General features: G+C 59.9%; 12 protein-coding genes, 1 pseudogene and 1 riboswitch. Of the genes and pseudogenes, 3 read left to right on the top strand and 10 right to left on the bottom strand.

Going from position 1 to position 11,758, the window contains the following annotated elements:
* Positions 1-32: 32 nt before the first annotated feature.
* Together RHIBR816_RS0114080 and thiD are read right to left on the bottom strand one after the other, a co-directional pair.
* Positions 33-260 carry a hypothetical protein gene (locus tag RHIBR816_RS0114080; RefSeq protein WP_026186984.1) on the bottom strand — a complete coding sequence of 76 codons (228 nt, stop codon included), beginning with the start codon at positions 258-260 and terminating at the stop codon, positions 33-35.
* Positions 261-398: 138 nt separating this feature from the next.
* Positions 399-1,199: a bifunctional hydroxymethylpyrimidine kinase/phosphomethylpyrimidine kinase gene (gene thiD, locus RHIBR816_RS0114075; RefSeq protein ID WP_198294172.1), complete on the bottom strand. Its 801-nt coding sequence runs from the start codon at positions 1,197-1,199 to the stop codon at positions 399-401.
* Between the two features lie 74 nt (positions 1,200-1,273).
* Positions 1,274-1,376: riboswitch (TPP riboswitch) on the bottom strand.
* Positions 1,377-1,585: 209 nt separating this feature from the next.
* Between thiD and RHIBR816_RS0114070 the strand changes: the two genes are divergently transcribed.
* Positions 1,586-2,245: a peroxiredoxin gene (locus RHIBR816_RS0114070; RefSeq protein ID WP_018237194.1), complete on the top strand. Its 660-nt coding sequence runs from the start codon at positions 1,586-1,588 to the stop codon at positions 2,243-2,245.
* Between the two features lie 112 nt (positions 2,246-2,357).
* Here the strand turns inward: RHIBR816_RS0114070 and RHIBR816_RS0114065 are convergent, their stop codons facing one another.
* Both RHIBR816_RS0114065 and RHIBR816_RS0114060 read right to left on the bottom strand, forming a co-directional pair.
* Positions 2,358-3,365, bottom strand: coding sequence for a serine hydrolase (locus RHIBR816_RS0114065; protein WP_018237193.1), 1,008 nt, complete (start codon positions 3,363-3,365; stop codon positions 2,358-2,360).
* A gap of 104 nt (positions 3,366-3,469) precedes the next feature.
* Positions 3,470-4,111 carry a phosphoribosyltransferase gene (locus RHIBR816_RS0114060; protein WP_018237192.1) on the bottom strand — a complete coding sequence of 214 codons (642 nt, stop codon included), beginning with the start codon at positions 4,109-4,111 and terminating at the stop codon, positions 3,470-3,472.
* 588 nt (positions 4,112-4,699) lie between these two features.
* Here RHIBR816_RS0114060 and RHIBR816_RS0114050 point away from each other — a divergent pair.
* Positions 4,700-5,698 carry an AraC family transcriptional regulator gene (locus tag RHIBR816_RS0114050; RefSeq protein ID WP_034815326.1) on the top strand — a complete coding sequence of 333 codons (999 nt, stop codon included), beginning with the start codon at positions 4,700-4,702 and terminating at the stop codon, positions 5,696-5,698.
* Positions 5,699-5,806: 108 nt separating this feature from the next.
* On the opposite strand, the gene RHIBR816_RS0114045 is transcribed toward RHIBR816_RS0114050, so the two are convergent.
* The 6 genes and pseudogenes from RHIBR816_RS0114045 to RHIBR816_RS0114015 form a co-directional block, all read right to left on the bottom strand.
* Positions 5,807-6,583 (bottom strand): response regulator transcription factor, encoded by a 777-nt coding sequence (locus RHIBR816_RS0114045; RefSeq protein ID WP_026186982.1) that lies wholly within the window; start codon positions 6,581-6,583, stop codon positions 5,807-5,809.
* A 782-nt stretch (positions 6,584-7,365) separates the two neighbouring features.
* On the bottom strand, positions 7,366-8,148 hold the full coding sequence (locus RHIBR816_RS0114040; protein WP_026186981.1) for a response regulator transcription factor: 783 nt from the start codon (positions 8,146-8,148) through the stop codon (positions 7,366-7,368).
* A gap of 393 nt (positions 8,149-8,541) precedes the next feature.
* Positions 8,542-9,114: a hypothetical protein gene (locus RHIBR816_RS0114030; RefSeq protein WP_018237187.1), complete on the bottom strand. Its 573-nt coding sequence runs from the start codon at positions 9,112-9,114 to the stop codon at positions 8,542-8,544.
* Positions 9,111-9,494, bottom strand: a complete 384-nt coding sequence (locus RHIBR816_RS34155) for a hypothetical protein (protein ID WP_018237186.1) — start codon at positions 9,492-9,494, stop codon at positions 9,111-9,113. The genes RHIBR816_RS0114030 and RHIBR816_RS34155 overlap by 4 nt, the downstream gene beginning before the upstream one ends.
* Before the next feature lie 292 nt (positions 9,495-9,786).
* Positions 9,787-10,578, bottom strand: coding sequence for an ABC transporter ATP-binding protein (locus RHIBR816_RS0114020; protein WP_026186979.1), 792 nt, complete (start codon positions 10,576-10,578; stop codon positions 9,787-9,789).
* Between the two features lie 69 nt (positions 10,579-10,647).
* A pseudogene (locus RHIBR816_RS0114015) lies at positions 10,648-10,857 on the bottom strand (ABC transporter permease); the annotation flags it as partial.
* 163 nt (positions 10,858-11,020) lie between these two features.
* Here RHIBR816_RS0114015 and RHIBR816_RS0114010 point away from each other — a divergent pair.
* The gene (locus RHIBR816_RS0114010; protein ID WP_157628189.1) at positions 11,021-11,593 is read left to right on the top strand and encodes an SMI1/KNR4 family protein; all 573 of its coding nucleotides are present in this window, start codon (positions 11,021-11,023) and stop codon (positions 11,591-11,593) included.
* The last annotated feature ends 165 nt before the right edge of the window (positions 11,594-11,758 follow it).

Below are 11,758 nucleotides of genomic sequence, written 5' to 3'. Positions count from 1 at the left end.
CGGTGAAGAGGCGTCCGTCGCGTGGCGGGCGCCTACTTCCGGTCAAGTCCAATCAGCCAGGCCACGGCCATCAGCACGATGACCGCCGCGAGCGCGATCAGCGCGAGCCCGTAGAACAGCAAATATTCGACAAGACGCGGCACCAAGAGGAGCGCGCGCCGGAAGACCGTTTGCGGCCGCCGCCAGTCCGGCAGCTCATCGCGGTTGAAAGCTTCCAATCGACGGGCAAGGAAGTGCATGTCGCAAGAACCGGCTGCCATTCGTTAACCAGCCGATGCTGCGGCGCAACAGTGGCGACAACGAGGCGACCTGCTGCATGTTTCCTTGACCGTAGCCGATTTAAGGAAACATGCAGCAAATTCAAAATGCTACAGCGTGCTTAGTGCATCTGATAGAGCTCACCGACGCCACCATCCGTGGAAATGGTGCACCGGCCCCCGGCCCTCTCCCACCTTCAGGCCGTCGGAAGCGCAGATCGCCGCGTGCAGATACGCCTTCGCGGCGCCGACCGCTTCGGTGAGCGGCTGCCCCTCGGCAAGACCGGCGGCAATGGCTGCCGAAAGCGTACAGCCGGTGCCGTGATCATTGCGGGTCTCGACCCGCCTTGCGGGAAACCGCATGAGCCGGTCACCGTCGAAGAAGAGGTCGGTTGCGTCGCTGCCCCTCCGATGCCCCCCCTTGACCAACACCGAGCGCGCGCCCCGCCTCATCAGCGCCTCCGCCTGGCGGGCCATCTCGGTTTCGTCCTCGGCGATCGCGCGGCCGGTGAGAAGTGCGGCTTCCGGTAGATTGGGCGTGACGACGATGGCGAGCGGCAGAAGTTCGTCCTCGAGTGCAGCCATGGCATCCGGCTGCAGCAACGGGTCACCGGAGGTCGCGACCATGACCGGATCGACGACGGCGCGCCTGTCGAAGCGACGCAAGCCGTCGGCTATGGCGATGATCGTCTCGCGCCGCGATACCATGCCTATCTTCACCGCGTTCACGTCGAGATCGGAAAAGACCGCGCCTATCTGTGCCGCAACCATCCTTGGCGAGACGTCCTCGACGGCGATGACGCCCTTCGTATTCTGCGCCGTGATCGCCGTCACGACGCTGGCGCCGTAGACGCCAAGGGCAGAGAAGGTCTTGAGATCGGCCTGGATGCCGGCCCCGCCGCCGGAATCCGATCCGGCAATGGTAAGCGCGATCGGCGGCAATGGACGAAGAGGCGGCATTGGACGATCTCCCGATGAACATCACGGAGATCCAGGTGCAGGCGAAGACGTGGCGGAGGATAGCCTCTTTCCGTTCCTACGCCGGCATGACCCGGATCAGGTTCAAGGGTCCGGCTCACCGCCGTCTCAGCGCCGCCCGGCGCTCCCCTCGGAATGGCGCCATTCTATGCGGCAGCAGTCCGGCCGTGTCAACGCGCGATTCTTGCAGGCGAAGGCCGAGTTCTACTTGAGGAAGATTTTTCCCCGAACCGACAAAAACGCGCTGCGGCCTTTTCTCTTGAGGCCTTCTATCGCGCGTTTCCTCCTCGAAAACTCCGCTGGTTACGCTATTCTGGGGCCATTCCTGCCGAGCCGAAAAGGAGCAAGCCATGGGCCTCCGCATCAACGACACTGCCCCCGATTTCACCGCCGAGACGACACAAGGCACCGTCAATTTCCATGAGTGGATCGGCGATGGCTGGGCTGTCCTCTTCTCGCACCCGAAGAATTTCACGCCCGTCTGCACCACCGAACTCGGCGCGATGGCTGGGATCGAAGGCGAATTCCGCAAGCGCGGCGTCAAGATCATCGGCATCTCGGTCGATCCGGTCGAGAGCCACTCCAAATGGAAGAACGACATCAAGGTCGCGACCGGCTTCGATGTCGAATATCCGCTGATTGGCGACCGCGATCTCAAGGTGGCCAAGCTTTACGACATGCTGCCGGCCGGCGCCGGCGACACGTCCGAGGGCCGCACCCCTGCCGACAATGCCACCGTACGTTCGGTCTATGTCATCGGACCCGACAAGAAGATCAAACTCATCCTCACCTACCCGATGACCACCGGCCGCAACTTCAACGAGATCCTGCGCGCCATCGATTCCATCCAGCTCACCGCCAAGCATCAGGTCGCAACGCCGGCAAACTGGAAGCAGGGCGAGGATGTCATCATCACGGCGGCCGTATCCAACGAGGACGCCATCCAGCGCTTCGGCTCCTTCGATACCGTTCTTCCCTATCTCCGGAAGACCAAGCAGCCGACCGCCTGAGGCGGTTCGCCGGGTTGACGCCCGAACAGCCGTCGCGAAAGCTCGTTTCAGCCTTTCGCGACGGCTTCTTGTAGTCAGAAGCCCCCCGATATCGCTGGCCGCAGCGGAGCGACTATCGGGTTTTCATTGCACTGACGATCTCGGCCAGAACGCCATGCAACGCGTCGCGGTATCCGCTGCGCGCGGAAGGTCCGCTCTCTTCGGAGGTCATCACGACGGTGAGCTTCTGTGCCGGGACGATATAGAGCATCTGGCCACCATAGCCCCAGGCGAAATGGACGTTCTCGCCGCCGATCTGCCGGGCGAACCAACCATAGCCATAAGCGTCACCGGAGAAATAGGAGTTCGTGTGCGGCTGCCACGAAAGATCGATCCAGTCCGCCGGAACGATCTGTCGTCCATCGATCGTCCGGCCGCCCTTGCGGAATAGCTCACCGAAGGCGAGCAGCGATCTCGCGCTCATCGCCATCTGGTTGCCGCCGAGATAGATGCCTTGCGGATCGCGCTCCCAGGCACCGATCCTGAAGCCCGGGAGCGGGCCGAGCCAGTCGCGCGCGAGCGAAAGCGTCGACTTGCCGCCAACCTTCGTCAGGATCGCCGAAAGCAGGTGGGTGGAGGCCGTGGAGTAGAGCATTCGACCGCCGGGCTCGTCAGCGAAAGGCTGCGCGAGCGCGAAACGAACCCAGTTGCTGCTCGATACCCAACGGCCGTAGTTCGACCCCGACAGACGGCCAAGTCCGGCCTGCATCGAGAGCAGGTTGCCAATGGTAATGTCGTTGATCCGAGGGTCCGCCGGCGAGGGCAGATCCGTCTTCAGAAGCGGTGCGATCTTCTGCTCGGGGCCGTCGAGAAGTCCCTTGTCGATCGCAATTCCGACAAGCGCCGAAATAATCGATTTCGATGCGGATTTGATATTGGTCGAATCGCTCGGCGAGTGACCGCGATATCCCTGCTCGGCGATCGTTTCACCGTCCCGTGCCACAATGACGGTTTTCAAGGATTTCAGGTCGTCTCGAGTGGCAAGCCCCTTCAGCAGCTCCGAAACGGCGGGAGACTGCTCGGCCACGGCGGACGTAACCCACACCAGGAGCGACAAGACGACGGTCATCAACCTCAGCATGCCTTCCACCTAATGCAAAAGGGCGGTGAAATCATCCTTCGCACGCATCACTCACGACGAAGTGAATCCGGCGCGGCTTTCTCAACCGCGCGGTTTTCACGATGTCAGACACGATGTGCGGCGAGCAGCCGAATGACCTCTTCGTCGCTCAACTGGTCGAAATCACGATAGTAGTAACCGATTGCGCCCAACATTCGCGGCTGCAGCGGACACACGACTTCGTCCGCCTCCTTTTCCAGTTCAGCGACTGCGCCAGGCGGAGCGACCGGCACCGCGACGACGATCTTCGAGGGTTTCCGCGTCCTGAGCCCTTTGACGGCAGCCCGCACCGTCGCTCCGGTCGCGATCCCGTCATCGACGACAATGGCGATACGTCCGGCCGTTTCCAGCGGAACGCGTCCGGCGAAATATCGCCGGCGGCGACGTTCGATCTCGGCGAGCTCCCTTTGGCAGATGGTATCGAATTCGGCGTTTGAAATCCCGGCAAGGCGGATCGTCTCCTCGTTGCGGACGACCGCCGGGTCGCTGCCGTCGATGACCGCGCCCATCGCAAGTTCCGTCTGCCATGGGACGCCGATCTTGCGCACGAGCAGGAGGTCGAGCGGTGCTCCCAGATGCGCGGCGACCTCCAGCGCGACGGGCACGCCTCCGCGCGGCAGTGCAAGAACGACGGCGTCCTGCCCACGATAGGCGTCGAGGCCCTTCGCCAATTCCTTTCCAGCCTCCGAGCGATCCGAGAAACGCACGGGCCCTTCTCCCTTCGTGTTCAATTTCGTGCCGTCGCAGCCGATGTCGAGGCACTGCTGCAGTCGGAATAACTGTGCGAGATGCTACGAGTTCCAAGGAAGTGACCGCGATCACCGCAAGTTGAGCCGCCCCACCGGGTCCTGATTCAAGACCGTCTCGAACCGACGGCTCTCGCGGGGGCAAGCGTTTCGAGGTCCCTTTAGGAGGGTTAGATAAGGCTGAAGCGGCGCGCTCGCAACGGCTCGATCTCCAGGGTCGAGAGGTCGCCATTTGCCCGCTCGACATCGGCGAAGTACATCAGGCGCAGATTGCCCCTGAATTCCGCTGGGCACACTACAGCGACGCGCGTCGTATCAGACGCGCAAAGGTCGCTGTAGCACCTGAAGAAAAGTCACCTGAAGTCCCATCTTTCCGCTTGTAAAGCTCCACCTTGTTGCATAAGCGCGCACTAACAAAACCACCACGAGCCGGCAGATGGCAAGGCAATCGCCCGGCACCGGACCGGAGCGGTCCAGAAACACGGCCAAGCGACGACGGTGAGGATGTGCCGGGTTGTTATATCGTCATCTTTTTTCGGGAAAATTGCGATGCAGGGACAAAGACAGGGGATGAAAGTCTCGTATCTCGGCAGCGAAGCCGAAGAGGTATCGGACGTCCTGGCGCGCTGCATCGGACCCGTCAGGGTGCAGAAACCACCGAGGGCTGATCTTTCGTATCGCTATGAGTTCGTCGCCGCCGGACGCGTTGCCTTCAGCCGCGTGTCATCGCTGGGCAGCCTCAGCATCGGCCAAAAGGACGAGGTACCGAAACTCCTGCTATTGCTCCCGCTACACGGCTCCGCCTGCGTGAAGATCGGACGAGGGGTCGGTCTGATTTCCAAGCCGGGCCAAGCGGCGATCCTCGACGGCAACAGGCTGTCCGAATTGCAGGTCGAGGGAGAACGCAACCACCTGTCGCTCATTATCGACCAGGGGGACATCGTTCGCCGTCTCGGCGATCTGCTGGAACGGCCCGTCTATGGCTCGCTCGACTTCATCCCGGAACTCGACCTTGCGGCCGATGCCGGCCAGATCATCTTCGGGCTGTCGCAAATCATGGCGACTTGCCTAGACACGGACGCCGAGATGCGTGACATGCCTCATACACTTTCCTATCTCTCCGAAAGTATCGTCGGCCTGCTTGTCGATACGGTACCGCATCGGTTCTCATCGGCCTTGAAGCAGGGCGAATGGCTTCCGTCCCCCAGGCACGTGAAACGCGCTGTGGACTTCATGCACGCCAATCTCTGCGCGACGATCTCGATGCCGGACATCGCGCAGGCGGCCGGCATCGGCGTTCGGTCGCTGCAGGAGGGGTTCAAGCGGTTCAAGGGGACGTCACCGATAAATTACCTGGCCCAGTTGCGGATGGAGGCCGCCCACCGCGAACTCGTGGAAGCGGACCAAGCGCTGTCGGTGGCGGACATCGCCCGCAAGTGGGGCTTCAGGCATATGGGCCGGTTTTCGCACGACTACCGGGAGATTTATGGCTGTTCGCCTTCCGAAGCGAGAAAAGGTCGGCAACCTGCGTTGAAGCTTGCCGATTGAAGTGGGCGGCGTGGTTGCGCATCGCCATCCGAAGATCGCGGATATTTTTGCACTGTGAGGCATGGCCGGCCCCTGCGGGCCGGCATTACTCGAGCGGATCCAACCTTATCAATGGTAGCCCGCATCGGCGGAAAAGAGATCATTCAGCTTGTAGGCCACCTCGGTCCGGTTCGTCGCCTTCAGCTTCTTCATGATGTTGCGAATATGGACCTTCACGGTGCTCTCGCGAAGATTGAGCTCATAAGCGATGATCTTGTTCGCCTTGCCCTTGCGAAGCGCCTGGACGACTTCGGCTTGCCGCAGCGTGAACATTCCGGCGAGCGGCGGAGCTTCCGGCCTTCCCGTCTCGATCAGATGACGAACAGCGAGGACGCTGCTGGCAGGCAGGAAGATTCCGCCGGCGATCGCCAGTCCGATCGCTTCGATGCAAACCTCCACTCCAACGGACGTAGGGATATATCCCCGCGCGCCACATTCGAGCACGCGCAATATCTGGCCTAGATCGTCGATATCGGACAGGACGACGACCGGGACCGGTCGGAACTCGGAGGCGAGCTTTGCGATCTCCGCCGCGACGTCGGCGAGTTTGCGCGCGCCGATATTGAGGAGGACGGCTCCGACCGGCGGGCAGTTGCTCTTCTTCTCCCGCCATTCATCGGCTGAACCGAAGGCGCCGACCTCCATGCCGAGACCGTGGGTGGTCAAGGTCCTCGCCAGACATTCCCGGTCCAAAGCCCTGCTGTCGAGGACAAGCAGGCACCGCTTGCCTTGCCCCTCCGACGGCTGCATTTCCCCATCCTTGGCGAGTTGAGGGAAACTGTTTGCGCCGTGCGGCTCCTGTGCAAATGACGGCCCTTTCTCAAATCTGGATATGAACGAAGCCATTGCAAAAATCCCCTATAACAAAAATGAGATAAATTCCTCAACCAAACGCCAGACTCATACAATTTTCCCGAAACTAACCAGAGTACTTCTTTTTAATTAATACTTTTGGTTCTATGTTTCGGTTAAAAATATTTCACAAGATACCACTTCATTACAAATAGACCTGCACTCCACAATAGTCTAGTGGAACTTCCCCCAAAAATGAAGGGGGGCGCCGACGAAAGTCGCCGCTGGCGCGCCAGTGCGCACCGATCACGATACCGCCGGGCCCGTGGGGCGACTGCGGATTCCCGACATCCGCAGCAATTTCCCTAAGGCGACGGCACCGGGGTCAGACAGCTTTTCTGAGCGAAATGGGACAAGGGCGCTCGCCGCCCAATACGGAAGACATGGATGGGCGTAGGCCAACCGGTCGAACATCGGCTGCGCCATACCCTCCATTCTCTTCCGTCGAATGGGCAGTGCCACGAGATCCGACCTCCGATCCTCCAGACAAAGCATCGGATTAAGTGACGCGGCACGGCATTTGACAATTGCCGAAATGAGAGGATGGCTACCGCCTTAGGCGGCTGCCCGAGTATCTACCGATCCACCTTTAGCAGCAAGTCGCGTCTCGGGCTCATCAATCAGTCGATGGATCCGGGGGAAGTGCGGCCAAGCTCTGATCGGGACGATCTACAGCGCCGCGCGTCTTGTCAGACGCGCAAAGGTCGCTGTAGCACTTTGAATTGCTGCATGTCTTTGTCCTTAAATCGAGGTCGATTCACGGAGACATGCAGGAGTCAGGTCGTGGAACGGAACTCCTTGAACCCCGACGAGGACTTGCGGTCCTGGAAGCTGCGGTATCTTGCCGCTGCCTCGGTCCGGTTGTGCGCGCCCAGCTTGGTGATGATGTTGTGGAGATGAATCTTCACAGTATGTTCCGACAACCGGAATTCGGCCGCGATGAGCTTGTTCTGTAGCCCTCGCGAAACCATCTCGAGGATCTGCAGTTCGCGCGCCGTCAACTCGGCAACGCCATCGATCTCTCCGCGTGGAGCCGTCGCGACCCCGCTATGGGACGGCATATGATGGCCACCTCTGCTTGCCTGCAGCATGAACACAGGCGGAAAATACTCGCCGCCGCAAAGCATCAACCGGACCACCGACAGCCATACATCGAGCCTGACGTCCATGGGCAGCACGCCACGAACCAGGGGTGATCTCAGTATTTCGGCGAAGGACGAGCCTTGGCCGTGGCCGTGCGGTTCGATGACCGCCGTAAGCGCCTGCGGGTGAAGGCGCAGGATCCGGTTCGAGGCGCCCTCAACCTCCCGCATCAGGCAGATGTCGACAAGAATCAACGACACCGGGTGCGAAAAGGCTCGACATGCTGCATCGACATCGTCGACCTGATCGACGCGGACCCATGGAAATTCACGTTCCATCGCCTCGATCAACCGCTCCGAAACGCTCCCGACGCTCGATACAATCAGGATGACGCGTCGGGGCTCAGACCGCCGTTTACCATCTGCAAAGGCCCCGGTTCCAACCCCACCCTGCTCAGCCACGTTCCGTAACGCCATACCCCCCACCCGATCTATCGATCGGCAACTGCTGGTCGATCGAAGCTGCGCAAACCACGTCGCTCCCGCAAACTCTAGCCCACCGCAAGCGCCGTCGCGACGACGCAAAAAGTGTGAGCCATCCATTGAAAGTCTACCAGGCGGCGGAGCCCGCCCTGTCCGGCTTCATCCAAATGAACGAGACTGGTACGCGGCGACATAGTCGGGGCGCGGCGCACGCGTCGATTTCTGCTGATCGAGACAGCCGAGTGACGATCACAGGCAGAAGCCGGGCGGCGTCCTCTACCTCTCCGATTGCGGCAAAGCGCAGCCAGGATTCCTGTACGACGCCCTCGGTCTCCGAAACCGTACCCAGACGCCGATAGGCCAGTCGCAGCAATCGTTGCCGATGGCTCATGAATGCCGCCAGCCCTCTGCCTCTTCCTCATGTCCATAGCGCTCCTCCTCAACACTTGCCAGAAAATCGCGCTTAACCGGTGAGCAGATCGCCGCGTGACCGAGGCCCCGTTTGAGAAGCGGATAGAACTGCCCAGCGACGACGGCCGTCGCCAGGCCGGCCCTGCCCCTCTCACCGAATCTCTTTCGGACCGCCTCGGCAATCTCCGCAAGCCCGGGTGCGTTGTCGAGCACCGCATCGGCAAAGGCAATGGCCAATGCCGCGTCAGCCGGAGCATTTCCGTGATCCAGCGCCGCAGCCATCACGCGCCGGTTCGCGCCATTCTCGTCCGCCAATTTCAGCGCGAGGTCCAGGCACGGCCCACAATCGGCACGCATGGTGCTCCGCAGCTTCGCCGCGAAGTAGACGTCCGGCGTCAATCCGAAATCCCTTGCGAGATATTGCGTGGCCAGCATCAATAGCACTCCGCCGCGCGGATCGGCGCCGATAAGCTCGCGGAGATACGCCGCGTTGTAATCGTAGCGGCGCTCGAATCGCTTCAGCAGGGTTGAAAGCAATCGCTTGATCATGCCCGGACCTCCTGACGTGCGCCGGTCACCGAAAGTACCAGCGGCATCAGTCCCGGAACGACGATAAGCAGCCCGTCACGAAGAGCTGCCGAAAGCGCGATTCCGTGCTGCGCCATCTCAATCAGATGCAGCCCCGCATGACCTGCGAGAAAGATCGTTGCGGACCATAGCACCGTCCCTCGCCCGCCTCGCCAGGCGGCAACGGCCAGCACTGAGGCCGCCGCAACGAACCCCAGCCCAATGTCCCTCACAAAATGAGCATTGAACGGGCCAATTTGGTCCACATCGGGTACTGTATGAAACCACAACTCCGGCGCAACCAGCATGAGGATACCATTGGCGCCGTGATAAACAGAAAGAAGAATGAGTAGAATACGCATGGTTTAGGGTCTCCGATTAAAGACGAGACAACTCGGTATAACGTGACGTGACATGGTCGGTTTCTTTGAACTACTGCAAGGACCCTTCGCGGTCACTTGGAGGAAGAGGCTGTCCCCGGGCTGGCGATTAGTTGACACCTGGCCCGCCACCTTCATTTGACAGAAGCTGCTTTGAGTTGGGTCGCTAAGCTGACCTAGAGTTCGGCGCATGCTGTCTCTTCGCATTGGCGAGTCGCGTTCGAGTATAGCGTCTGTTCCCTCTCGTGGAGCGAAACGCGGCCGTGCCCACCATTTAGTCGGCGGTGATTTGCTTGATTTCATCAACCGTGAAACGTTGCTGTTCTTCCATCACCATCTCGCCGAGATCGCGTTTGAGCCGGTTGAACTCTGGATGGGCGGTGTCGCGCGGGCGCGGCATGGTGATCCTGATATCGCTTTTGATCGTGCCGGGACGGTACGTCATCACCACAACACGATCGGCCAGGTAGATTGATTCCTCGATCGAATGTGTAACGAAGATGATGGTCTTGCGAAATTCCTCCCAGATACGAAGCAATTCGTCCTGAAGTGTGTGCCGAGTCAGGGCGTCTAGGGCGCCGAATGGCTCGTCCATCAACATGATCGGCGAATCCAGCGCCAGCACCCGGGCGATCGCAACGCGCTGGCGCATGCCGCCCGACAGATCCTTGGGGAAACGATTCCAGAAATCTTGCAGATGCAACTTGTCTAGCAGCGAGGAAACCCGCTCCTCGACTGACTGCTTCGACAGTCCCTGTATTTCGAGGCCGAACGCGATGTTCTTGGCCACGGTCATCCAGGGAAACAACGCGTATTCCTGAAACACCAGGCCGCGATCGGGACCCGGCCGGGTAACGGTCTGGCCCGCTACCGATAACTGACCATGGGAAGGCAGCGAAAATCCGCCGATGGCGTTTAGCAAGGTGGATTTGCCGCATCCCGATGGGCCTAGCAGGCAGACGAATTCTCCGGGATGGATATCCAGATCGATGTCCTTGAGCGCGACGACGGCGCCGTCTTTCCCCGGAAAAGATTTAGTGACTCCTTGGGCCTGAATCTGAGGCATCGCGCCTGCGCCCGGAGCGATGTCCCGTTAGCGACACAGTGGTGTGCATTTTCGAGTCTCCTCCGCCAATCAGTTGTTGATACCGCGATGCCAGCGCAGCAGGCGGGCATTCAGAGCGTTCATCCCGATATCAATGGCAAGGCCAAGGAGACCGATGGTGAACATTCCCGCGATGATTTTATCCGACCACATGAACTCGCGAGCTTCGAGGATGCGGAAACCGAGGCCGCTGTTTACCGCGATCATTTCTGAGACGATGACAACGATGAAGGCAGCGCCTTCTCTAATCGGCGTGTCGAGGTCAAGCTCTTTTCGCTCGCCCGCAATCGGCCCGAAGCGGACCTCGCACATCAGATAGGACCCTGCTAGACGCTCTCCAACGAAGTGCCTAGCTATAAGGTGCGGCAACGTGCAACCTAAGAATACGATTCGGAGGCAACTCGTGGATTTGGAAGCTCTGAACCCAAAAGTTCACCAGATGTGGCTTGAACAAAAGATGGCCGGGCCTGACTATTTCCAGCCGAGTACAGAAGAGGATATCGCTCAGATTGAGAGAGAAGTCGCCGCGCAGCTTCCGTCAGATTACAAGGAATTCCTGCTCGAATATTCGACTGTTATCGCTGCTCCGGTCATCGGTGCATATTTCTTTAAAGTTGAATATAAGGATAAACAAATAATCGAGTGTGACTTCACGCTGGTGCCTTGGGCGCGGTTAACGCTTGGAGCCGTTCGAGTCCTGCATAAGCCGCATCGAACAATGTCGGGCGTGGGACCCCGCGTACCCAAGGAGTTGCTTCCACTCACTTATGACAATGAGTCTACCCTGTTGCTCGATTTGCGCGCCAAAACGTTCGGGCACGTCCTCTATCTGCCGAAGATCAAGCGCCAGACTTTTGGGACCCTCGGTTATGGGTGGGAGCAGATTGGCTTTGTGGCGAGCAGTTTCACTGACTTCCTTACTGATCTGGACACCGAGGAGAACCAAGTGGCAAAATACGGGCTGCCAATTCGCTGATGGCGACTGAGTACACAGGGCCGGCAAGTTTCGCGAGAAGGCGAATGCCTTAGGGGAAAAGTGAACATGCTAGTGCGCAAGCGTCCGCTCTTGATGCTGTGGACGGCTCCTCCGCCGGCATCGCGATGTGCCATCATTGCGGTGTTGTTAGGAACCGCATGGGAG

The organism is Ensifer sp. BR816 (genome assembly GCF_000378985.1).
Lineage (GTDB): Bacteria > Pseudomonadota > Alphaproteobacteria > Rhizobiales > Rhizobiaceae > Sinorhizobium.
The sequence above is the reverse complement of the archived record's forward strand: the minus strand, read 5'-3'. Positions and strand labels throughout refer to the sequence as shown.